Source organism: Actinoplanes sp. NPDC021490 (assembly GCF_055562135.1).
Genome location: NZ_JBVHFW010000030.1, coordinates 1 through 22,808, shown reverse-complemented (window position 1 = coordinate 22,808; position 22,808 = coordinate 1). Strand labels below are relative to the sequence as shown.

22 protein-coding genes are annotated in these 22,808 nt (G+C 71.2%); 17 read left to right on the top strand and 5 right to left on the bottom strand.

The features are described from left to right. The first annotated feature begins 57 nt into the window (after positions 1-57). Positions 58-459, top strand: coding sequence for a GNAT family N-acetyltransferase (locus ACZ3I4_RS46820; protein ID WP_465388655.1), 402 nt, complete (start codon positions 58-60; stop codon positions 457-459). Here the strand turns inward: ACZ3I4_RS46820 and trpS are convergent. After that, entirely contained in the window at positions 448-1,407 is a 960-nt protein-coding gene (gene trpS / locus ACZ3I4_RS46815; protein WP_465388654.1) for a tryptophan--tRNA ligase, read from the bottom strand. The two genes, ACZ3I4_RS46820 and trpS, sit on opposite strands and share 12 nt — an antisense overlap. Positions 1,408-1,590: 183 nt before the next feature. Here trpS and pepN point away from each other — a divergent pair, with 183 nt between their 5' ends. Genes pepN through ACZ3I4_RS46780 form a run of 7 tightly spaced genes read left to right on the top strand, consistent with a single transcriptional unit; the run spans position 1,591 to position 8,385 of the window. Then, on the top strand, positions 1,591-4,086 hold the full coding sequence (pepN, locus tag ACZ3I4_RS46810; protein ID WP_465388653.1) for an aminopeptidase N: 2,496 nt from the start codon (positions 1,591-1,593) through the stop codon (positions 4,084-4,086). 48 nt (positions 4,087-4,134) lie between these two features. Further along, positions 4,135-5,247 carry an ATP-binding protein gene (locus ACZ3I4_RS46805; protein ID WP_465388652.1) on the top strand — a complete coding sequence of 371 codons (1,113 nt, stop codon included), beginning with the start codon at positions 4,135-4,137 and terminating at the stop codon, positions 5,245-5,247. Positions 5,248-5,304: 57 nt separating this feature from the next. Then, entirely contained in the window at positions 5,305-5,910 is a 606-nt protein-coding gene (gene nadD / locus ACZ3I4_RS46800) for a nicotinate-nucleotide adenylyltransferase (RefSeq protein ID WP_465388651.1), read from the top strand. A 39-nt stretch (positions 5,911-5,949) separates the two neighbouring features. Further along, on the top strand, positions 5,950-6,339 hold the full coding sequence (gene rsfS, locus ACZ3I4_RS46795; protein ID WP_465388650.1) for a ribosome silencing factor: 390 nt from the start codon (positions 5,950-5,952) through the stop codon (positions 6,337-6,339). A 60-nt stretch (positions 6,340-6,399) separates the two neighbouring features. Further along, positions 6,400-7,029, top strand: a complete 630-nt coding sequence (locus ACZ3I4_RS46790; protein WP_465388649.1) for a histidine phosphatase family protein — start codon at positions 6,400-6,402, stop codon at positions 7,027-7,029. Between the two features lie 48 nt (positions 7,030-7,077). Beyond that, positions 7,078-7,491: a hypothetical protein gene (locus tag ACZ3I4_RS46785; protein WP_465388648.1), complete on the top strand. Its 414-nt coding sequence runs from the start codon at positions 7,078-7,080 to the stop codon at positions 7,489-7,491. A 45-nt stretch (positions 7,492-7,536) separates the two neighbouring features. Further along, a complete protein-coding gene (locus ACZ3I4_RS46780; RefSeq protein ID WP_465388647.1) occupies positions 7,537-8,385 on the top strand; it encodes a DegV family protein in 849 nt (282 codons plus the stop codon). Here the strand turns inward: ACZ3I4_RS46780 and ACZ3I4_RS46775 are convergent. After that, positions 8,382-9,398 carry a DUF1444 domain-containing protein gene (locus ACZ3I4_RS46775; protein WP_465388646.1) on the bottom strand — a complete coding sequence of 339 codons (1,017 nt, stop codon included), beginning with the start codon at positions 9,396-9,398 and terminating at the stop codon, positions 8,382-8,384. The genes ACZ3I4_RS46780 and ACZ3I4_RS46775 overlap by 4 nt on opposite strands. Positions 9,399-9,428: 30 nt before the next feature. Beyond that, on the bottom strand, positions 9,429-10,199 hold the full coding sequence (locus ACZ3I4_RS46770; RefSeq protein ID WP_465388645.1) for a putative protein N(5)-glutamine methyltransferase: 771 nt from the start codon (positions 10,197-10,199) through the stop codon (positions 9,429-9,431). A gap of 1,102 nt (positions 10,200-11,301) precedes the next feature. On the opposite strand from ACZ3I4_RS46770, the gene ACZ3I4_RS46765 reads away from it, so the two are divergent. The 5 genes from ACZ3I4_RS46765 to ACZ3I4_RS46745 all read left to right on the top strand — a co-directional run bounded on the left by ACZ3I4_RS46765 (position 11,302) and on the right by ACZ3I4_RS46745 (position 16,702). Further along, entirely contained in the window at positions 11,302-11,982 is a 681-nt protein-coding gene (locus ACZ3I4_RS46765) for a helix-hairpin-helix domain-containing protein (protein WP_465388679.1), read from the top strand. Continuing rightward, complete coding sequence (locus tag ACZ3I4_RS46760) at positions 11,979-14,504, top strand: ComEC/Rec2 family competence protein (RefSeq protein ID WP_465388644.1); 2,526 nt, start codon at positions 11,979-11,981, stop codon at positions 14,502-14,504. The genes ACZ3I4_RS46765 and ACZ3I4_RS46760 overlap by 4 nt, the downstream gene beginning before the upstream one ends. 14 nt (positions 14,505-14,518) lie before the next feature. After that, positions 14,519-15,061: a GNAT family N-acetyltransferase gene (locus ACZ3I4_RS46755; RefSeq protein WP_465388643.1), complete on the top strand. Its 543-nt coding sequence runs from the start codon at positions 14,519-14,521 to the stop codon at positions 15,059-15,061. A gap of 208 nt (positions 15,062-15,269) precedes the next feature. Further along, on the top strand, positions 15,270-16,253 hold the full coding sequence (gene holA, locus ACZ3I4_RS46750) for a DNA polymerase III subunit delta (RefSeq protein WP_465388642.1): 984 nt from the start codon (positions 15,270-15,272) through the stop codon (positions 16,251-16,253). A gap of 53 nt (positions 16,254-16,306) precedes the next feature. Continuing rightward, positions 16,307-16,702 (top strand): hypothetical protein, encoded by a 396-nt coding sequence (locus tag ACZ3I4_RS46745; protein ID WP_465388641.1) that lies wholly within the window; start codon positions 16,307-16,309, stop codon positions 16,700-16,702. A gap of 503 nt (positions 16,703-17,205) precedes the next feature. On the opposite strand, the gene rpsT is transcribed toward ACZ3I4_RS46745, so the two are convergent. Continuing rightward, a complete protein-coding gene (gene rpsT / locus ACZ3I4_RS46740) occupies positions 17,206-17,472 on the bottom strand; it encodes a 30S ribosomal protein S20 (RefSeq protein ID WP_465388640.1) in 267 nt (88 codons plus the stop codon). A gap of 141 nt (positions 17,473-17,613) precedes the next feature. Further along, positions 17,614-18,558, bottom strand: a complete 945-nt coding sequence (locus tag ACZ3I4_RS46735; RefSeq protein WP_465388639.1) for a phosphotransferase — start codon at positions 18,556-18,558, stop codon at positions 17,614-17,616. Positions 18,559-18,636: 78 nt separating this feature from the next. Here ACZ3I4_RS46735 and ACZ3I4_RS46730 point away from each other — a divergent pair, with 78 nt between their 5' ends. The 4 genes from ACZ3I4_RS46730 (at position 18,637) to ACZ3I4_RS46715 (ending at position 22,561) form a co-directional block, all read left to right on the top strand. Further along, a complete protein-coding gene (locus tag ACZ3I4_RS46730; RefSeq protein ID WP_465388638.1) occupies positions 18,637-19,170 on the top strand; it encodes a DUF4240 domain-containing protein in 534 nt (177 codons plus the stop codon). Between the two features lie 63 nt (positions 19,171-19,233). After that, on the top strand, positions 19,234-20,094 hold the full coding sequence (locus tag ACZ3I4_RS46725; RefSeq protein WP_465388637.1) for an MOSC domain-containing protein: 861 nt from the start codon (positions 19,234-19,236) through the stop codon (positions 20,092-20,094). Between the two features lie 228 nt (positions 20,095-20,322). Next, complete coding sequence (gene lepA / locus ACZ3I4_RS46720; RefSeq protein ID WP_465388636.1) at positions 20,323-22,203, top strand: translation elongation factor 4; 1,881 nt, start codon at positions 20,323-20,325, stop codon at positions 22,201-22,203. A gap of 82 nt (positions 22,204-22,285) precedes the next feature. Continuing rightward, positions 22,286-22,561, top strand: a complete 276-nt coding sequence (locus ACZ3I4_RS46715; RefSeq protein ID WP_465388635.1) for a GlsB/YeaQ/YmgE family stress response membrane protein — start codon at positions 22,286-22,288, stop codon at positions 22,559-22,561. Positions 22,562-22,808: the final 247 nt, after the last annotated feature.

Below are 22,808 nucleotides of genomic sequence, written 5' to 3'. Positions count from 1 at the left end.
GGCGTAGGCCAGCTTCGCGCAACCCTCCGGAAAGGGAGGTTGCCTAGGGTCACGGGCGTGTTGATCGAAGCCAGGCCCGCCCTGGACCCCGAGCTGGCCTCCCTCGTCGCGGCCCAGCAGCACGAGGGTGGCCCGGCGTTCCGGCCCGACGAGCGCGCCGCCTATTTCGTGGGCGTCGTCGACGGACGGGCCGTGGCCTGCGGGGCCTGGTGGCCGCGACCGGAACCGGGCGTCGCCGAGATCAACCGCCTCTACGTGCGCCCGTCCTTCCGGGGACGCGGGCTGGCCCGCCAGATGATCGTCACGATCGAGGAGGACGCGCTGGCCGCCGGCCGGCCCGTCATGCGTCTGACGGCCGGCCTCTCGCCCGCGGCGATCGCCCTGTTCCAGTCGTCCGGATATCACCGCGTCCCGGGGGCCGGCGTGTTCGAGAAGCGCCTGGCGGCGTTAGTCCAGTAGGCCGATGGCCGCGCGGGTCCGGCGTACGGTCTCGGCCGCCCTCGGCCGCACCCACGCCCGGCCCTCGGCCAGGATCTTGCGTACGTGGGAAGGGTCTTCCGACAGCTCGGCGTAACGCGCCCGGATCGGGGCGAGCACCGCCTCGACCGCGTCGGTGACCTCCCGCTTGAGCGCGCCGTAGGACGTGAACTCGCCCGGCTCCCGATCCGAGCAGGCCCGCAGGATCTCCAGCAGGTTGGTGACGCCGGGCTGGCCCTCACGGTCGTGGCGCACGACGCCGGCCGTGTCGGTGACCGCCCTCGCGATGACCTTGCGGATCGTCTCGGGCGGGTCGAGCAGCCCGATGCGGCCGGCCGCCGAGGGCGAGCTCTTGCTCATCTTGCGCGCCGGGTCGGCCAGATCCATGATCCGCGAAGCCGACTCCGGGCGGATGCCCTCGGGCACGACGAAGGTCGCGCCGTAGCGTGCGTTGAACCGGGTGGCGATCGTACGGGCCAGCTCGAGATGTTGATTCTGGTCCTCGCCCACCGGCACCTGGTCGATGTCGTGCAGGAGAATGTCGGCCGCCATGAGCACGGGATAGGTGAGCAGGCTCAGCCGGACGCCACCCGCGGCCGATTTCTCCTTGAACTGGATCATGCGGGCGGCCTCGCCGTAGCCGGTCACGCATTCGAGCAGGTAATGCAGCTCGGTGTGCTCGGGGACCTGGGAGTTGGCGATGATCGCGGTGCGCTGCGGATCGACGCCCGCGGCGAGCAGCACGGTGGCCACGGTCAGGGTGTTCGCGCGGAGTTGCGCGGGATCATGTTCCATCGTGAGCGCGTGCAGATCGGCGATCATCGCGATCGAGGGTCTGTCCTGCGCGGCCACCAGGGGCCGCATGGCGCCGATCAGGTTGCCCAGGTGCAGGTGGCCGGTGGGCTGGAAGCCGGTGAGCCGACGAGTCATGGTGCTGTCCTCCGGGGTTCAGGACCGCCTTCTCCCGGGACATGACAACGGCCGCCCGGAAGGGGCGGCCGCGATGGATGCGCGTGTGGGGGAGCCGCCCGTCAGGGCAGCCACCAAGCCAGATTCGCCATGCGCATGGAACCCACGATAGCAGCGATGTGACGCATATCGGATGATGGTCGCATGCCGAGCCTGACCCGCGCCGAGGCTACCGCCCGGGCCGCCACCGTCGATGTCCACGAGTACGAGGTCGATCTCGACCTGACCGGCGAGGGGGACACCTTCGGTTCGCGAACGGTGGTGCGCTTCGCCGCCCGGGCCGGTTCCTCGACGTTCCTGGAGTTCGAGCCCGTCTCGGTGGCCAAGATGACGCTGAACGGCTCGCCGCTGCCCGAGTCGGCGCTCACCGAGGGGCGGATCGAGCTGACCGGCCTGGCCGAGGCCAACGAGCTCGCCGTCGAGGCCGTCATGCGCTACTCGAACACCGGTGAGGGCCTGCACAAGTACGTCGATCCGGCCGACGGCTCGGTCTACCTCTACCAGCACATGTTCATCAACAACGCGGGCCGGATCCTGCCCGCCTTCGACCAGCCCGACCTCAAGGCGTCGTTCCGGATCAGCGTCACCGCGCCGGCGGGCTGGCGGGTGGCGGCGAACGGGCCGCTGCGGTCGGGCCGGGACGGGCGCTGGGAGTTCGAGGCGACCAAGCCGATCTCGACGTATCTGTGCTCGCTGATTGCCGGGCCCTATCACGAGGTGACCGACTCGCACGACGGCATCCCGCTGGCCCTGTACGCCCGGGCCGCGCTGGCCGGCGCGCTCGAGGCCGACGCGGCCGAGATCTTCCAGATCACCAAGCAGTGCCTCGACCGGTATCACGAGATCTTCGAGATCCGGTACCCGTTCGGCCACTACCAGCAGGCGTTCGCCCCCGAGTTCAACTTCGGCGCGATGGAGTACCCCGGGCTGGTGGTGTTCCGCGACGAGTTCATCTATCGCTCGGCGGTCACCGAGAGCGAGCGCGAGCACCGGGCCAACGTGATCGCCCACGAGATGGCCCACATGTGGTTCGGCGACCTGGTGACCATGGCCTGGTGGGACGACCTGTGGCTGAACGAGTCGTTCGCCGAATACATGGGCACCCGCATCACGTCCGAGGCCACCCGCTTCCCGGGCGCGTGGACGACCTTCGCCATGCAGCGCAAGGCGTGGGGCGTACGGGCCGATCAGCGCCCCTCCACCCACCCGGTGGCGCCGGCCGAGGTCGCCGACACCGACCAGGCGCTGCTCAACTTCGACGGCATCTCGTACGCCAAGGGCGCGGCCGTGCTCAAGCAGCTGGTCGCCTGGGTGGGCGACGAGGCGTTCCGGGCCGGGGTGAACGCGCACTTCGCAACGCACGCGTACGGCAACGCGACGCTGGCCGACCTGCTCGGCGCGCTGTCCAAGTCGAGCGGGCGCGACCTGACCGGATGGGCCGACGTGTGGCTGCGCCGGGCCCAGGCCAACACGTTGCGGACGTCGGTGCGGCACGACGGTTCGACCTACGAGTCGGTGGCCGTCGAGCAGAGCGCCCCCGAGGCGTTCCCGACCCTGCGGCCGCACCGGCTGGGGATCGGCCTGTGGGACAAGCAGGCCGACGGCACGGTCAAGCGCCGCAAGCTGGTCGAGGCCGAGATCGACGCCAGCGCCCGTACGGAGGTGCCCGAGCTGGCCGGCGAGCCCGTGGCCGACCTGCTGCTGCTCAACGACGGCGACCTGACGTACGCGAAGGTCCGGCTCGACGAGGAGTCGACCGCAGCCGTGCCGGTGATGCTGCCGCTGCTCGGCGACTCGCTGGCCCGGGCCGTGCTCTGGGCGGCCACGCTGGACGCGGTCGTCGACGGCGAGCGCCCGGTGGCCGAGCTGGTCACCCTGGTGCTGGCCGCGCTGCCGGTCGAGTCCGAGGTCATGATCGTCGAGGACGTGCTGCGGGCCACCCGCGGCCTGGTCGACCGCTACTCCACCCCGGAGACCCGTCCGGCCGCCCTCGAACTCCTCGCGCAGGCCGCCGACCGGCTACTCGCCGCCTCCGAGCCGGGCGGATCACGTCAGCTCGCCGCCGTCCGCGGCCTGATCGGCGCCACCGTCGACACCGCACGCCTGCAGGCCTGGCTGGACGACGCGAACGTGCCCGAGGGCCTGGCCGTCGACGCCGACCTGCGCTGGCTGATCGTCTATCGCCTGGCCGTGCTGGGCGCGGCCGGCCCCGGCGCGATCGACGCCGAGTTCGAACGGGACCGCAGCTCGACCGGCGAGCAGTGGGCCGCCCGCTGCCGGGCCGCCCGCCCCGACGCCGAGGCCAAGGCGGCCGCGTGGGCCGCGATCATCTCCGACGCCAAGCTGTCGAACCGGCTCGTCGAGATGACCGCCTCCGGGTTCTGGCAGGCCGAGCAGATCGACCTGGTCCGCCCGTACGTGTCCCGCTACTTCGCCGAGATGCCGGAGATGATGCGGATCCGCAACGGCATGAGCGCGGAACGGACGGCCACGGCGGCCTATCCGAGCGTGGTGGTCGAGCCGGAGACCCGGGAACTGGCGGCCCGGCTGCTCACGGCCGACGACCTCGACCCGATCCTGCGGCGCGTGGTGCTCGACGCCGACGACGACCTGCGGAGGGCCCTGGCTGCGCGCTTCTGACCTTTTGACCGAGTTTCCCCCGTTACTCTCCCTCTACGGGGGTGCGGCGTGGAGTGGTCCGAGGATGTACGCAACCAGCGGCTGGAGAGCCTGGGCCAGCTGGCCGGCGGGGTCGCCCACGACTTCAACAACATCCTCGGTGTGATCGTCAACTACGCGGGCTTCGTCGTCGAGGAGGCGGAGTCCGAGCAGCCCGACGTGCAGATGATCGCCGCCGACGCCCGGCAGGTGATCCGGGCCGGGGAACGCGCCACCCACCTCACGCACCAGCTGCTGGCCTTCGCCCGTCGTGAGGTCGTCCGCCCCGAGGTGTTCGACCTCAACGGGTTCGTCGCCGGTCTCGAGGACACGCTGCGCCGCGCGATCGGGGAGCGCGCCGCCCTGATCGTCCGGCCCGGCGCGGGCCTGCCGCCGGTCCACTGCGATCCCGCCCGGATCGAGCAGTTGCTGGTCAGCCTGGTTCGCAACGCCCGGGACGCGATGCCCTCGGGCGGCAACGTGGTGATCGACACCGGCGGCCAGGACGACTGGGTGCGGCTGCGCGTCAGCGACTCCGGCCGGGGGATGACCACCGAGGTCGCCGACCGGGCCTTCGAGCCGTTCTTCACCACCAAGCCCGACGGCGAGGGCACCGGTCTCGGCCTGGCCATGGTCTACGGCATCGTCACCCAGGCCGGGGGCGAGGTGAGCATCTCGTCCGAGCCCGGGCTGGGCACCACGGTCACCGTGCTGCTGCCGCCGGCCGACGCCGATTTCGTGACTGTCCCGGCCGGCCCGGTCGGCACCGACGGGCACGGGGAGACCCTGCTGGTCGTGGATGACGAGGCCGGGCTGCGCGACGTGGCCGGGCGCATTCTCTCCGGGGCCGGCTATCGCGTGATCGCGGCCGAGGGCGGCCCGCAGGCGCTGGCCCTGGCCGCCCGGCACGAGGGCGCGATCGATCTGCTGCTCAGCGACGTGGTCATGCCCGGGATGCTGGGCAAAGATCTGGCCGAGCGGCTGGTGATCGCCCGGCCCGACACGCGGGTGCTCTACATGTCCGGTTACGCCCAGCCTGTCCTGCATTCCGAGGGCACCCTGGAGCCGGGGGTGGCGCTGCTGGAGAAGCCGTTCACCGCGGACGACCTGCTCACAGCCGTCCGCAGGCGCCTCGACGGTTGATCTACGTCCTCCGCCCCGCCCACCACCCCTGACCGGAACAAGATCTATGCTTTTTCAATGTCCAGGCGGCGGATAGGGATCATGGGCGGGACGTTCGATCCCATCCACCACGGTCACCTGGTCGCCGCGAGCGAGGTGCAGGCGCGCTTCGATCTGGACGAGGTCGTCTTCGTGCCCACCGGTCAGCCGTACGAGAAGGGCCGGGTCTCGCCGGCCGAGGACCGCTACCTGATGACGGTCATCGCCACCGCGTCGAACCCGCGTTTCCACGTCAGCCGGGCCGACATCGACCGTGACGGCCCCACCTACACCATCGACACCCTGCGCGACATGCGGGCGATCTACGGCGCCGAGGCGTCGCTCTTCTTCATTACCGGCGCGGACGCGCTCAATCGCATCCTGAGCTGGAAGGACGCGCTCGAGATGTTCGCCGCCGCGCACTTCGTGGGCGTGACCCGGCCCGGTTTCGAGCTGACCGACGATCACCTGCCGGAGGACAGCGTCACGCTGGTCGAGGTGCCGGCCATGGCCATCTCGTCGACCGCCTGCCGCGACCGCGTGGCTGCGGGCGAGCCGGTGTGGTATCTGGTGCCCGACGGTGTCGTGCAATACATCAACAAGCGGGGCCTCTATCGGGGCTCGGGAAATGTCACACCGGTGTGAGAGGCTTGAAGGACCAGAAAGCCGACCGAGGGGACACTCTTGCCCGTCAGTGAACGCGCTCTTGAACTGGCGATGACGGCCGCCCAGGCCGCCGCCGACAAGAAGGCGCAGGACATCGTCGTGATCGATGTCGGAGACCAGCTCTACATCACCGATGCCTTCGTGATCGCGTCGGCGTCCAACGAGCGCCAGGTCGTCGCGATTGTCGACGCCATCGAGGAAGCCCTGCTCAACCTCGAGGAGAAGGCCAAGCCCGTCCGCCGTGAGGGCGAACGCCAGGGGCGGTGGGTGCTTCTCGACTACGTCGACATCGTCGTCCACATCCAGCATGTCGAGGAGCGCGAGTTCTACGCGCTCGACAAGCTGTGGAAGGACTGCCCGATGATCCCGTTCGTCGACCGCGACATGGTCGAGGCCGACGCGTCGTGAGCGGCGCCGGCGAGCTCAGCGTTCCGGGTCGGGCCCCGGTGAGCCATGCGGGGCGATGACATGACCCGCCTGATCGTCTGGCGTCACGGGAACACCGACTGGAACGCGTCCAACCGCGTCCAGGGGCAGACCGACGTGGCGCTCAACGCGCTCGGCCGCCAGCAGGCCGTTGACGCGGCCGAGATCCTGGTCAAGCTGAAACCCGGCGCGCTGGTCTCCAGCGACCTCAAGCGGGCCTCCGACACCGCCGCGGCGCTCGGCGCGCTCACCGGGCTCTCGATCGGCTACGACAAACGCCTCCGCGAGCGCTACTTCGGCGCCTGGCAGGGCCTCACCATGCCCGAGGTGGCCGAGGCGCACCCCGAGCAGCACGCCCGCTGGACGGCCGGTCAAGAGGTCGGAGGCGACGTCGAGACCCTCGAGGAGCTGGGCCGGCGGGTCGCCGACGCGCTTCGGGACGCGGTCACCCAGGCGCCCGCCGGGAGCACGGTCGTGGTCGCGACGCACGGCGCCGCCGCCCGTCAAGGCGTCGGGCACCTGCTCGGCTGGCCGACCGAGCAGCTGCGCACCCTGCGCGCCCTGCAGAACTGCCACTGGGTCGAGCTCACCCTCGACAGCAAGCGCGGCTGGCAGCTCGCGGCATACAACGTGGGCCCGTTCAGCGACCGGCCGGTGCCGCCGCCCGTCTGAATCCTCCCGCCGGGGGAACCGCCGATGATCCGGTAGCGTCCAAGCATCATGGTGACTCGTACCGTTCCCGCCGTTCTGCTGGCCCTGCTCGTGACGGCCGGCTGCGCCAACAACGCGAGCGAGACCGGCGCCGCCGCCCCGGCGCCCTCTCCCTCGGCGTCGGACGTGGTCGACCTGCCCGTCCCCACCGCCAAGACCAGCGGTCCCGCCGGTGAGCCGTCCGGCCGTCCCAACGCCGGCGCGCAGACCATCACCGGCACGGTGACCGCCGGGGTCGAGCCGAACTGCCTGCTCCTCAACGACAGCGGCGGCTCGCATCTGTTGATCTTCGACGACCCGGCGATGCGCACCGACGCCGCCGTGGGCAGCAAGGTCAAGGTTTCCGGTCGTTCCGAGCCCGGCATGATGTCGACCTGCCAGCAGGGCGTGCCGTTCGTCGTGACGTCGGTCGAGAAGGGGTGACCCCCGCGCTCACCTGGGCATGTTTCGATCGGCTACCGTGCCCGCATGCCCGTCGCGGTCGTCACCGACTCCACCGCGTACCTGCCGGTCGAACTGGGCGGCTCGTATGAGCTGACCGTCGTGCCCCTCACGGTCGTCATCAACGGCACCGACGGGCTCGAGGGCATCGAGATCCAGCCGGCCGAGGTCGCGCGGGCCCTGGGCGAGCGGCGGGCCTCGGTGAGCACGTCCCGGCCCGCCCCCGCCCAGTTCGTGACGGCCTACCGCCAGCTGCTGGACGCCGGCGCCGACGGCATCGTCTCGATCCACCTGTCGGCCCGGCTGTCCGGCACCTACGAGGCCGCCGTGCTGGCCGCGGGCGAGTTCGGGTCCCGTGTCGAGGTGGTCGACAGCGGCACGACCGGGATGGGGCTCGGGTTCGCCGCCCTGGCCGCGGCCACCGTCGCCCGTCAAGGTCAAGAGCTTGCCGCCGTACGCCGGGAGGCCGTCGAGCACGCCGGACGGGTGAGCACGCTGTTCTACGTCGACACGCTCGAGTTCCTGCGGCGGGGCGGACGCATCAACGCGGCCTCGGCCCTGGTCGGCACGGCCTTGTCGGTCAAGCCGATCCTGCACGTGTCCGACGGTGCGATCGTCGTCAAGGACCGGGTGCGTACGGCCGGACGGGCGCTGGCCAAGCTGGTGGACCTGGCGGTGGACGCCTCGGGGGACGGGGCGGTCGACATCGCCGTACACCATCTGCAGTCACCCGATCGGGCGGCCGCGCTGGCCGACCAGGTGGTGATGCGGCTGGGGGACCGGCTGCGGGACTGCTACATCACCGAGATCGGCGCGGTGGTCGCGGCGCACGTGGGCCCGGGCGTGGCCGGCATCGTGGTGCACCGGCGGTCTTAGGCAGTCTTGCGCCACCGGATCGGGTCCAGGCCCGGGACGGGCGTGAGGTCGAGGTCGGGCCACGGGATCGTACGGTCGCCGATCTGCACCTCGTCCGCCGTGGGAAGCAGCGATTTCTCGTCCCAGACGGCCCGGGTGCGCCAGCCGGCGCCGTCGTCGCCGACCAGGGTCAGCTCGGCCGCGGGGTCGCTCAAATGGGTGGCCTGACGGGTGTATTCCTGAACGGCCAGGATGCGTTCGGCCCGTTGGACCGTGTGGTGCAGCGGGTGATCCTCGTCCACGGTGTAGGGGACAGTGCAGCCCTGGGGGTCACTGACGTACGCCATCGGGGTGATCGGTCTGGCCGACCGGGCGTAGACCTCCTCGACCTGGGCGAACACCGCCCGCAGGTGCGGGTTTCCGGCCGCGGTGATCAGAAGGGTGCCGCGCTCGGGGGCGAACGCCACCGGAGGGCCGCCGACCTGGGGTTCCAGGCGTTGCAGCCAGTGTTCGAGCAGAAGATGCGAGGTCCAGTACGCGTCGCCGTCGTCGACGAAGCGGACCAGCTCGGTGGGCGCGCCCTGAAGGGTGGCCGCTTCCAGGTTGGCGCGGGCGGCCTTGAAGACCTCGTGCGGGCGTACGTGCCAGGTCTCGAGCTGGTTCTCGGTCACGTAGGTCATCGCCTCGGGATGATCGATGACCACGTACTCCGACAGATAGGGGAGGGCCGGCCGGCTGATGGGGCTCCCCGGGGTCGCGCCTCGGAGGACCGGGCGCAGCAGGGGCCGGGCCGTCGGCCAGTCGGTCGGGATGGGATCGGGGCTCAGGCCGGAGACGTACGCCTGAATCCGCTTTTTTCGGCCTTTCCTGGGATTCAGGAGGGGCTGGAGGTCGAGGATGGCCGGTTCGCTTTGGACATTTGCCGTATAGCGGACCTGGAACGCGCGGGCGTCATAGCGGACGGCCGTGAAGCCGGCGCGGCGCAGTCGCCGGATGACCTGGGAGGCCAGCCTGGCTCGGGCGTACCTTCCCACTCCGGTGCCTCTTTCCTCGGCTCCCCGGGCTCAGTTCTTCCTGGCCCGGACCACTCGCGCTTCGAGATCTTCGTCGTAGATGGCGTCGCCGTCCAGACCCGACTGCCGGATAGCCTCCATCGCCGCCTTCTGCTGCGCTTCCGTGATTTCCGAGAGCAGAACACCGTTCGGCGCGAGCCATATGGGAGCGCTCCCGGTTACTCGGCGAAAGATATCAAGGCCGTCGTCGCCGCCATCGAGGGCCATCGCGGGCTCGTGGTCGCGGGCCTCGGCCGGCAGAAGCGGAAGGTGGCCGGTGGCGACATAGGGAACGTTGGCGATGAGCACGTCGATGCGGCCCCGCAGGGTGTGGGGGAGAGCGTCGAAGAGGTCACCCTCGTGGACGTTCCTGATGCCGTTGTCGCGGGCGCAGAGGACGGCGTTCGGGTCGAGGTCGGCCGCGTGCAGCTCGATGCCGGGGTTGAGCCGGTGGACGGCCCGGCCCAGGGCGCCGGAGCCACAGCAGAGATCCACGACGATCCGGGGCGTACGGGTGCCGGGCCTGCTTTCCTGGGCGGCGAGCCGGACGAGAAGCTCGCTGCGGATCCGGGGGACGAAGACACCAGGCCGCAGCCGTACGCGGATGCCGGCGAAGTCCGCATAGCCGACCACCTGCTCGAGCGGCTCCCCCCGCACGCGGCGCTCGACCATGGCCGCCCTGGTCACAGGGTCGCCACCGGCCCCCGCGATGATCGCCGCTTCCTCCTCGGCGAACACGCACCCGGCCGCCCGGAGCCGATCAGCCATATCACGCGTGGCCATGATCGCCGAGTTATCCACAATGCACCTCTGTCCACAGGCTCCGGGGCAAGATCGCTGGGTTTCTCCTAGCTTCCTGAACGTGCGAGAGCGGACCCCCACAGACGAAGCCACAGCGCAGAGGCTGCGGTCAGTGCTGCCGGCTTCGGCAGCCACCTCACCAGCCCCCGCCCTTCCACGACGCCCCGGCCCATCCTTCCCCACCCAGCCGGACGCTTCCTCCCCCACCCACCCGGCCGGGGCCTTCCCCGGTCGACTGCACAACGGCCGGGTAGCAGGGCTGGGCCATGAGCCTCCCGGGGCTGCACAGGCGTCCTCCTCCTATGCCGGGGGACTGGCCGAGCTGGCCGAGGTCGGCGACCCGCTCGAGTGGTCCGACATCATCCCGGCGTGGCCCGACGATGTGGACCTGGAGGCGGCGCCCAGCGCCGTATTTCACCCACCCGGGCCGATCGCGACTGAGCCGGGCAGTCAGCCGTCTGTTCCGGCGCAGCCGAACAGCTACCGGGCAGGCACTCCGTGGTCCACGCCGCCGCCTGCGCGCGCTGCATCAGCCGCGAGCCCCGAGGCGGAAATGACGGCGGCGTCCACCCCGGTGGCGGCAGTGTCGGCCTTGGCTGCGGCCGCACCGTCCGTTTCGGCTGGGCCCGGCGCCTCGGCTGTGCCGGTCAACCCGCCTGGTCCGGCCGCCTCGGTGGTGGGCGGGTCCCTGCGTCAATCGGCGGGTGGTCGGCCCCTGGCCGCGCCGCTTTCTGAACCGCGAGCGACGAACAGTGCCGACCGGCCCGAGGTGGTGGTATCGCCGCCGCCGGTGGTTGTGGCCCTGCGGGGCGGGACCGGGGCCTACCGGGTGGTGGGGGACGGGGATCTCCGGGCTTCCCATCTGGCCGATGTGGTGCCGGGGGCTGAGCCGTACATCGCGGCGGACCCCGGCGTACGGGGACGTCCTCTGCCGCCGCCCGCGTGGGTGCTGCACGAGGACGGCGGCGAGCGTCCGTTCGAGCAGTCTGATGAGCCGCCTTCGGAGAACTACGTGTTCGACCCGGACCGGGATCGTTTCGCGTTCACGTCGTCGAGCCTGCCGGAAGCCGAGGAGCAGCACGGGCTGAGCGCGGCCGGGGCCTTCGGCGGCGGCACGGGTGAGGGTGGGCGACGGTTCGGGCTGGGGGCGTTCGACCCGGGACGGCGGGGGGTTCGGGTGCTGGCCGTGGTCGCCGCCGTGGTGGTGGTGATCGCGGCCGTGCTGGCCTGGCGGGCGCGGCCCCAGGTCGATCCGGTCGCGCCGCCTCCGGTCAACGTGGCCGAGTCGGAGGCCGGCGGCGACTTGCCGGTGTCCGCCAAGGGCTCGGCGGCCGCCGAGGTGGTGGTCGCGGTGGGTGGCAAGGTTCGCAAGCCCGGGCTGGTCCGCCTCGCGGCCGGTGCCCGTGTGGCCGACGCGCTGACCGCGGCCGGCGGCGCCGAACCGGGGGTGGACGTCGCCGTCCTCAACCTCGCCCGCAAGGTCGTGGACGGCGAACTCATCATGGTCGGCGTGACCCCGCCTCCGGGCATCACGCTGCCGACCGGTCCGGTCGGCGGAGCCCCGGGCGCCGGCAGTCTGGTCAACCTCAACATCGCCACCCTCGCCGACCTCGACGGGCTGCCGGGCGTGGGCCCGGTGCTGGCCCAGCGCATCCTCGACGCCCGGGAGGCGCAGGGCGGCTTCAAGGCGGTCACCGACCTGCGCAAGGTCGACGGGATCGGCGACGCTCGTTACGAGCAGCTGAAAGACCTGGTCACGGTATGAGCACCGGCCGCACGGCTCCGGGCGCGAACCGCCGGGCATCCGGCCGCGCCGGGCCGGCCGCGGACCGATCGGCGGGGCGCTCACGGGCCGGTCGGAGCGTTCCCGATCTCCGGCTGGCCGGGTTCGCCCTCGCGGTGTGGATGTCGGCGCTGGCTTCGCTCTACCTCTCCGCCCGTCTGGGCATCCTGCTCGGGGCGGCAGCCGCCGTTCTGGCCGGTTCGCTGGCCGGGCTGAACTGGCGTGCCGGGCCCGGCGGCGGCAAGAAGCCGGGCGGGCCGAGCACGACTCGCACGCGGCCGGACGCCGACGTGTCCGCGCGAGTGGCGCAGGCCGGGGCTGGAGCCGGGTGGCTGGGGGCGGGGCGGTGGCTGGGGCTGGCTGTGCTGCTCGGGGTGGCCTGTGGGGCGTTGGCGACCGGGGCCCGGGTGAGTGTGCGGGAGGCGGGGCCGCTGGTCGAGCTCGTACGGACGGGTGATCCGGTGTGGATGGAGCTTGTGGTCAGGGATGACCCGCGTGCGTTGAAGAAGTCCGGGGTGATGCCACCCACGTACATCGTGGATGTCGAACTTCGGGCGGTGCGGGGGAAGGACGCGGCGACGTTGCGGTTGTCGGCGCGGGCCCTGGTGCTGGGGAGCGATCCGGCGTGGCGGGGGTTGCTGCCGGGGCAGCGGGTCAGGGCCGAGGGCAAGTTGATGCCGCCCCGGGGCGGGGATCTGCGCGCGGTGGTGGCGTCGGTGCGGAAGGCGCCCGAGGTGGTGGGGCGGCCGTCGTGGGCGCAGCGGGCGGCGGGAGTGTTGCGGGCGGGGCTTCAGCGTGCCTGCGAGCCGCTGCCCGATCGGCCGGGCGGGTTGCTTCCGGGGCTGATCGTGGGCGATACGAGCCGGCTCGATCCGGCGCTGGAGGAGGACTTCCGGGCGACCGGCATGACGCATTTGAACGCGGTTTCCGGCGCGAACGTGGCGATCGTGCTGGGGGTCGTGCTGTTCGCCGTGCGGCTGACCCGGGCCGGGCCGGTGATCACGGCGCTGGTGTGTGCGGTGGCGCTGGCGGGGTTCGTCGTGCTGGCCCGGCCCTCGCCCAGCGTGGTGCGGGCCGCGGCCATGGGGGCGATCGGGCTGATGGGGCTGGCGTCGGGACGTCGCCGGGCGGCGCTGCCGGCGCTGGCGGCGGGCGTGGCCGGGCTGATCCTGTACGACCCGGAGCTGGCCTCGGACGTGGGCTTCGCGCTGTCGGTGCTGGCCACCTCCGGTCTGCTGCTGCTCGCCCCGGTGTGGCGGGACGGGCTGCGGGCCCGCGGGTGGCCGCCGGGCGCCGCGGAGGCGCTCGCGGTTCCGGCGGCGGCGCAGGTGGTGTGCGGGCCGGTCGTGGCCGGGCTGTCGGGGGCGATCAGCATCGTCGCCGTTCCGGCGAACTTGCTGGCCGTGCCCGCGATCGCGCCGGCGACCCTGTGCGGGGTCACGGCGGCGGTGATCTCGCCGGTGTGGCCGGCGGGGGCGGAGTTCGCGGCGTGGCTCGGGCACTGGCCGGCGCAGTGGCTGGTGCTGGTCGCGACCTACGGCGCCCGGGTGCCCGCGGGGGCGCTGCCGTGGCCGGGCGGGGTGACCGGCGCCCTGCTGCTGGCTGTGATCACCGGGGGTCTGCTGGTGGCCACCCGCCGGCCGCTCATCCGCAAGCTGGTCACGGTGGTGGCGCTCGGGGGTGTGCTGGGTGCTTTGCCCGTACGGCTTCTCGCCTCGGGATGGCCTCCGCCGGGCTGGCTGGTCGTCGCGTGCGCCGTGGGTCAGGGCGACGCGATCGTCCTGCCCGCGGGGGCCGGTCGCGCGGTTGTCGTCGACGCCGGGCCCGAGCCGAACGCCGTCGATCACTGCCTGCGGCGGCTCGGGATTCGTCAGGTGGTCCTGTTCGTGGTCAGCCACTTCCACGTCGACCACATCGGCGGCGTCACCGGCGTCTTCCGGGGCCGGGACGTACGCGGGGTGATCGGGCCCGACTGGCCGGACCCGCCCGCGGGCCGCGCGGCCGTACGCGCCGCCGCCGGACGGGTCGCCGTGCACGGGGTGGGGCCCGGGTGGGCGTACGAGGTGGGGAAGGTTCGTCTGAAGGTTCTCGGACCCGTGGACCCGATGCGCGGCACGAACTCGGACCCCAACAACAACTCGCTGGTGCTGCGGGCCGAAGTGGACGGCCGGACGGTGCTCCTGCCCGGGGACGCCGAGACCGAGGAGCAGGAGGACATGCTCGCTCACCTGGGCGCCGAGGCCGTGCGCGCGGACGTGCTCAAGGTCGCTCACCACGGGAGCAGTTATCAGTCGCCGGGGTTTCTCGACGAGATCCAGCCGTCGGTGGCGCTGGTGTCGGTCGGCGCGGGCAACGACTACGGGCATCCGAACGAGCCGCTGCTCGCGCGCCTGGCCCGGGGTGGGGCGCGAGTTCTGCGTACGGACCAAATGGGTGATCTGGCCGCCGTGGCCACCGGTCGGGGGCTGGCCGTCGTCGCGCGCGGTGACCCGCCGGCGCCCTGACGGACAATGCCGGGATGAGACGCGAGACGATCACCGCCGGTGATCTCCGGCTGCGGCCGTTCGAGGAGACCGACATTCCTTGGGTGTACGAGGTCTCACTGGACCCGCTCGTGCAGAAGTACCTGCAGATCCCGGTGCCTTATCACCGGTCCGACGCCGAATTCTTCGTACGGGAGATGGCGGTCGCGGGGTGGGACGCGGGGACGCGGGCGGAGTTCGTGGTGGTCGACGGCGATGTGCGGCTCGGCCGGGTCGGGTTCGGGCTCGACGGGTCGGGCGGGGCGCAGATCGGCTACTGGATGGACCCGGCGGCGCGCGGGCGGGGCGTGGCCACGGCGGCGGTCCGGGCGTTGTGCGGGTGGGGCTTCGCGGCGCTCGGGCTCGGGCTGATCGAATGGCGGGCCGAGGTCGGCAACCACGCGTCACGGAGGGTCGCCGAGAAGGCCGGGTTCCGATACGAGGCGATCCTGCGGCAACGGCTGGTTCATCGGGGCGTCCGGGTCGACGTGTGGGTCGGGTCGACGCTCCCGTCGGAGTGGCCGACACGCCCGGGTTAGCCCGTTCAGGCGGCACTTGTGGCGAAAGGCGGCAGTCGATGGCCGATCGGTCGGAGATGTTCGGCCGATAAGACATTCACCCTGACCGAGCCATGATCGACAGGTGGGCGGCATGGCCGTGCGACGATATGTCGGCTTTCGCATTACCTGATCCACGAGTCGGCGCTAAGGAGTGAGGCTCGCGGAAACGTCAGCCCTTCGTGCAACGATGTTGGGCGTGAACACCGCGCCTCCCGTCCCGTTGATGCTCGTCCAAGGCGATGAGGAGCTGCTCGTCGCGCGCGCGGTCACGGCCGCGGTCGACGATGCCCGGGCCGCGGAGCCGGGCGCCGACGTCCGGGAGTACGAAGCGGGCACGCTGCTGCCAGGTGAAATCGCCGAGATGCTGAGCCCGTCACTTTTCGGCGGGCGGCGCGTTCTGGTGCTCCGCAATGGACAGGATGCGAAGAAAGACCTCACCACGGCGCTGGTGGCCTACGCCAAAAACCCCGATCCGGACGTCTCGCTGATCGTCACCCACCCGGGCGGCGCCAAGGGCAAGGCGCTGGCCGACGGGCTGCGCTCGGCCGGCGCCACCGTCGTGCCCGCCGCGAAGCTCAAGGGCGACCGCGAGCGCATCGCGTTCGTGCGCGACGAGTTCCGCCGCAACGGCGGCCGATGTGACGAGGCGACCGCGGCCGCGCTGCTCGCCTCGGTGGGCAACGACCTGCGCGAGATCGCCGCCGCCTGTTCGCAGCTGCTGGCCGACACCGACGGCAAGATCACCGAGGCCGTCGTCGCGCGCTACTACAAGGGCCGGGCCGAGGTGAGCGGGTTCACGGTGGCCGACGCGGCCATGATCGGCGACGTGCCGGGAGCGCTCGAGGCACTGCGGTGGGCGCTGCACGTCGGCGTCGACCCGGTGCCGATCGCCGACGCGATCGCGGACGGGGTGCGTACGGTGGCCCGGGTCGCCTCGGCCGGACGCGGAAACCCGTATCAGATGGCCAGCTCGCTCGGCATGCCCGCGTGGAAGATCCAGCGGGCCCAGGAGCGCAGCCGCGGCTGGACGCCCGAGGGGCTGGTCGACGCCATGCGCGCCGCGGCCGTCTGCAACGCCGCGGTCAAGGGCGGGGCCGAAGACCGTGGCTATGCGCTCGAGCAGGCCGTCTTCGCGGTGGCGGCCGCGCGTCACTCGGGCGGGGCGCGATGAGCCCGGCCCGCCGACCCGAGCCGCCCATGGCGCACCGGCCGTTGTATGCCCGCATGCTGCGCCTGAGGTTCCTCACGCCCAACGGGTTCCTCTGCTTCGTGTTCCTCGAGGGCGCGGTGGCGCTCGGCATCCTGCTGGCCCTGGCCGAGCTGGTGAGCTGGTGGGGCGTGATCGTTCTGCCGTTCACCGTCGCGGTGATGGTGAAGCTCAACGATCTGATCGCCGGTGCGGTCACCCCGGTGCCGGCCCCGGCGGGGATGCGCCCGCTGGTGGAGCACGTGTCGATGCCTCGGGAGGAGCGGCGCCCCCGCCCGTCCGACGAGGCCACCACCCGGCTGCCCGGCATGATCAGTCGCGAGCGGGGCGCCCCGATCAAGCGGCCGTGGGTGGAAAAGGCCGAGGCCCAGCAGCAGTGGCTGCGGCAGTCGGCGACTCGGCGCTACGAATAGGGCTCCACGTCGTCCTGGGGCCTCCCCGCGGCGACGGCGGAACGGCCGATTCGCGCTGGCTGCGGCCGGGTGAATTTCGGCAGGGCAGACCGGCGTCGTACGCGGTGACGCCCTCGAAGGGCCGCCGCTCCCGCCGGCTGGGCGTCGCGGTGGCCGATCTCTGAGCTACTGTGCGGCCACGATTTCGGAGATCGCCCTGGGCTATGGCTGCGGCCCTGCAGATGTCCCTGAGCTGACCGCTCGCGGCCGAGTCTCCGGCTTGAACGGCGTCTTGCCGTGGGAGGTGCGCAGGGTGATGCCCTCCGGCGGCTTCCGGCCGCTGCCTTGACTCCGGACGACCTGCCATGCCTGCAGGCGCGGCTCCCATGTCGTGCAACGGACTCGCCGGGGAATGCCGTGCATCCCGCGAGCTGAGGCCCGGCTCACGCCTCAGGCAAACAGCACCGGGCACCGCAGCGGACCCCGAAGGGCCCGGCGATGCCCGGGATGTGAGTGCGGAACGATCAGGCAGACAGCGCGGAGATCCGCTTGGCGATGGCCGACTTGCGGTTCGCCGCCTGGTTCTTGTGGATGACGCCCTTGCTCGCGGCCTTGTCCAGCTGACGAGAGGCGTCACGCAGCAGCGTCGTCGCGGTCTGCGTGTCGCCGGCCTCGGTGGCCTCGTGAAGCTTGCGGATCACGGTCTTCAGCGACGACTTGACCGACTTGTTGCGCAGCCGGGCCTTCTCGTTCTGCCGGTTGCGCTTGATCTGGGACTTGATGTTCGCCACGCGACAGCCTTGTCCTGACTAGGTGTTCGGAAATGGTCTCAGCGAGGATGGTCACCTCGTCGGCTTGCACCAACGGACTCCTCACCACACGCGATGAGCCAGACTACCAGCAGCCCTGCGAGCCGCCAAAACGAGCCCGCGTCACCATCCTCGGCGCTCGGCCAGCCAGGCCAGCGCCTGCGTCCCGCTGAACCGCTGATGCTGCCGGCTGTGCGGGGACGCGCTGCTCGGGCCGCCGTCCGCCCGCACCAGCCAATACCCGGCCAGCGCGGCCAGCGCCCCGTCCACTCCCTCGGCCGGGGCGTTCCAGTCCGCGAGGTAAGCGTCGGCGTCCAGCCCGCTCGCAAACGCCGTGACCAGCAGCGTGACCGTATCGAACCAGGCGGCGCCCCGGGTCGGCCAGGTCCAGTCGCAGATGCGGGCGCGACCGGACTTGTCGATCAGAACGTTGTCCACCCGCAGGTCACCGTGCATCAGCGCGTCCCCGGCGACCAGGTCGGGCAGCTCCTGCTCGAGGCGTACGAGATGGGCCAGCCGGGTCGGCGCGACCGTGTTGTGGGCCGTGCGCGGCATCGCCTCACGGCCCTCGGCGATCTCGGTCCACCAGGAGTATTCGCGGCGCAGGATGTCGGGCAGCGGGGGCACGCCGGCCTCGAGCAGTTCGCGGCTCGGGGTGGCCAGGGCCGCCGCCGCTTCCGACCAGGCGGACAGGGCCGCCTCCAGCTCCGGTGGCGACCACGGCAGCGCGGGGACGTGGCCGTTGACGGGCTCGAGGCAGAGGACGAAGTAGTCCGACTCGACCATGGTCCAGAGCGGCCGGGGAGCGGCCACCTCGGTGGGCAGGTGGGACGTGATGTACGCCTCACGGACGTACCAGTCGGAGACGGGATCGCTCAGTGGCGCGGCCTTGACGAAACCGGTCAAGCCCGAGGACGTCGTGAGGACGGCCGCGAAGGCCTTGGTGAAGCCGCCGCCGGCGCTGCGGGCGTCCACGACCGGCGCGCCCAGACGTGACGAAACGGCCCGGCGAAGGCTTTCCGGCAGATCGGACCAGCCCGGGCGTACGGCGGTGGCGTCATAGGGCACGTCAGGAAGTGAAATCGACCGCACCGTCCCATCCTGCCTTCCCAAGTTTTGTCGTACCCCACTGGCAGGATCCTCGCCATGAGAACCGAGGACTTCTGGGCGGTCATCAGCCGCGCGACCGCCGATCGGCCTGCCTCGCCCGCCGACGTGGCGAAACGCGCCGCGGCTGATCTGGCCACCCGCGATCCCGAAGAGATCGTGGCCTGGGGGCGGCATCTCGACAAGGTCATGGTCGCCTCGGGCACGCAGGATCTGTGGGCGGCGGCCTATCTGATCAACGGCGGCTGCGGTGAGGAGGGCTTCGACAGCTTCCGCGGGTGGCTGATCGCGCACGGGCGGGACGCGGTGGCCCGATCGGTGAAGTCGCCCGATTCGCTGGCCGACGTGGCCGTCGTGCAGGCCGCGGCCGACACCGGCGCCGTGTTCGAGGCCGAGGAGGTGCTGTCGATCGCGGCCGACGCCTACGCCCAGGCCACCGGGTCGCCACTGCCGGCCGGGGATCGCCCGGTGACCCGGCCCGAGGCGGCCGACTTGTGGGATTTCGACGACGAGGAGGAGATGCAGCGCCGGCTGCCCAAGTTGTCGGCTCTCTTCCTGGCTCCGCCCGAGTGAGCTGGCCGGCTCAGCGGGAAAAGGGGTCGATCCGACGGGAGGGGGTTCGCGAGACTTCGGGGCATGGAGAACTCTGAGGGATCGGTGACGTCGGTCAGCCGGAACGAGGTCTACTCGTTCACCAAGCCCGTGCACGAGGAGATCGTGCTGGTGGCGGGGCTGGGTGTGCAGGGCGATTCGCACGCTGGGGTGCATGTGCGGCACCGGAGCCGGGTGCGGGCCGACCCGACGCAGCCAAACTTGCGCCAGGTGCACCTGATCCACGAGGAGTTGTTCGCCGAGGTCGCAGCCAAGGGGTACGAGGTCGAGCCGGGCAACCTGGGCGAGAACGTGACGACCCGGGGAATCGACCTGCTCGGGCTGCCGGTGGGCACGATCCTGCGCTTCGGGCCGCCGCCGCCAACCGGCGGTGCCGCGAACGGCGCGGCCGGCGGCGGGGACAGCTCGCGCGGCGGCAGTGACGGCTCCCGCGAGGGCGCGGATGGCCCGGGCGGTGGCGGGGACGGCTTCCGTGGCGGCGGGGACGGCCCGCGTGGCGGCGGGGACGGCCCGCGTGGCGGCGGGGACGGTGGGGCTCTGGACGAAGTGCTTGCGGCGGCTGGGGCGGCGACGCTGGATGAGGCGACTGCCCGGGCGGCCTCGGCGGTTCGGGAGGCGGTGGCGCGTGAGGCGCGAGCCGGGGAAGCGCGCGAGGCGGATCCGCGGCCGGCGTTGGTCGTGGCCGGGCTTCGGAACCCGTGTGCGCAAATCAACAAGCTTCGGCCGGGGCTTCTGAAGGAGCTGGTCGACCGGGACGAGCGCGGCAATCCGGTTCGCAAGGGTGGCATCATGACGGTTGTCCTGCGAGGTGGCCCGGTGCGGCCGGGTGACCCGATCACGGTCGAGAGGCCGCCGCTGCCGCACGCGCCTCTCGACCGGGTTTGAGCAAGTGCTGCGGCACCGGCCGCGCGACGCGGCCCGGCGGGTGGCCAACGGCGCGGTGCCGCTGCCGTCCGGCCGGTGGCGACCGGCATCGGGGCGGGCCGGTGTGTGGCCCGCTCGTGCGGGTGTCAAACGGGCTTTGCCGCGGGCGTGGGACGATAGATGACGCCGGTGAGATTGCCGGCGTCCGACGATCCTGACAAGCGACGATCCTGACAAGAACGGAAGACCGTGCCTGGACCGCTCGACCCCGGCGTGAACGTGATCGGTGCCACCAACCCCGGTCGCATCCGCAACTTCTGCATCATCGCCCACATCGACCACGGCAAGTCGACGCTGGCCGACCGCATGCTGCAGATCACCGGGGTGGTCGACCCGCGTCAGATGCGTGCGCAATATCTCGACCGCATGGACATCGAGCGGGAACGCGGCATCACTATCAAGTCGCAGGCCGTCCGCATGCCGTGGACCGTGCGGGCGGGGGGACAGCAGGGCGACACCGCGGTCCTCAACATGATCGACACCCCGGGCCACGTCGACTTCACGTACGAGGTCTCCCGATCCCTCGCCGCCTGTGAAGGCGCCGTCCTGCTGGTCGACGCCGCGCAGGGCATCGAGGCGCAGACCCTCGCCAACCTGTACCTGGCGATGGAGAACGACCTGCACATCATCCCGGTGCTCAACAAGATCGACCTGCCGGCCGCGCAGCCCGAGAAGTACGCCGAAGAGCTGGCCAAGCTGATCGGCGTCGAACCCACCGACGTGCTGCGGGTCTCCGGCAAGACCGGCATCGGCGTCGAACACCTGCTCGACGAGATCGTCCGCCAGTTCCAGCCGCCGGTCGGCGCCGCGGACGCCCCGGCCCGCGCGATGATCTTCGACTCGGTGTACGACGTCTACCGCGGCGTCGTCACGTACGTCCGGGTCATCGACGGCCGCATCGAGGCGCGCGACCGGATCAAGATGATGTCGACCGGCGCCGTGCACGAGCTGCTCGAGATCGGCGTCGTCTCGCCCGAGATGGAAAAGGCCGGCGCGCTCGGCGTGGGCGAGGTCGGCTATCTGATCACCGGCGTGAAGGACGTCCGGCAGTCCCGGGTCGGCGACACCGTGACCGGGAACAACCGCCCGGCCAAGGAGGCCCTGGGCGGCTACAAGGACCCCAAGCCGATGGTCTACTCGGGTCTCTACCCGATCGACGGCTCCGACTACCCGGCCCTGCGGGACGCGCTCGACAAGCTGAAACTCAACGACGCCGCGCTCACCTACGAGCCCGAGACGTCGGCGGCCCTCGGCTTCGGCTTCCGCGTCGGTTATCTCGGCCTGCTCCACCTCGAGATCATCGGTGAGCGGCTGGAACGCGAGTTCAACCTCGACCTCATCTCGACGGCGCCCAACGTGGTCTACCGCGTCTACACCGAGGACGCCGAGGAGCGGGTCGTCACCAACCCGAGCGAGTTTCCCGACGGCAAGATCTCCGAGATCCACGAGCCGGTCGTGCGGGCCACGGTGCTGGTGCCCAACGAGTACGTCGGCGCGGTCATGGAGCTGTGCCAGAGCCGTCGCGGCAGCCTGCTCGGCATGGAATACCTCTCGGCCGAGCGGGTCGAACTGCGCTACACGCTGCCCCTCGCCGAGATCATCTTCGACTTCTTCGACCAGCTGAAGAGCAAGACGAAGGGCTACGCCTCGCTCGACTACGAGCCCTCCGGCGAACAGGTGGCCGACCTCGTCAAGGTCGACATCCTGCTGCACGGGGAGCCGGTCGACGCGTTCAGCGCGATCGTGCACAAGGACAAGGCGTACGCGTACGGGGTCAACATCGCCTCGAAGCTGCAGAAACTCATCCCCAGGCAGCAGTTCGAGGTGCCGATCCAGGCCGCCATCGGCAGCCGCATCATCGCGCGCGAGACCATTCGCGCCATCCGCAAGGACGTGCTCGCCAAGTGCTACGGCGGTGACATCAGCCGTAAGCGCAAGCTGCTCGAGAAGCAGAAGGAGGGCAAGAAGCGGATGAAGATGGTCGGCCGCGTCGAAGTGCCGCAGGAAGCCTTCATCGCCGCCCTGTCGACATCTGACGGCTCAGACTCCAAGGGAGCAAACAAAAAATAAGTCGGTTTGGGTTTTCGACCAGTCGGGAACTCTGGGGCTCGACGGACGCAACAACAGCTTGACCCCCGAGAGGAAAACCCCAATGACTGTCACCGGCATCATCACCGCCCTCATCGTCGGTCTCATCATCGGCGCTTTGGGCCGCCTGGTCGTACCCGGCAAGCAGAACATCCCGATCTGGCTGACCCTGGTCATCGGTGTCGTTGCCGCGCTTCTGGGCACGGTGCTGGCCCGGGCGACCGGTGTCGCCGACACCAAGGGCTTCGACTGGATCGAGCTCCTGTTCCAGGTCGTGCTCGCTGCGATCGGTGTGGCCCTGGTGGCCGGTTACGGCGGCCGTCGTCGCGTCCACCGCTGACGCGACGCGATCGTCGGATCGCTGGAATCACCCGAAGCGCCGGACCATTTGGTCCGGCGCTTCGCCGTATTCACAGCCGGGCCGACTTCAGAGAAAGTCTGGAGCCGAAGTCAGAAGCAGATGTCGTAGCGGGGTGGGTGGTGCGAATCGCTGCTCATTGGTGGACCCTTGTTGTTGCCCGGCCCGTCAGGGCTGGGTGGCATCTGGGCCGTCGGGTCACCGCCCACCGTTGCTGGCCCCGTTTGGT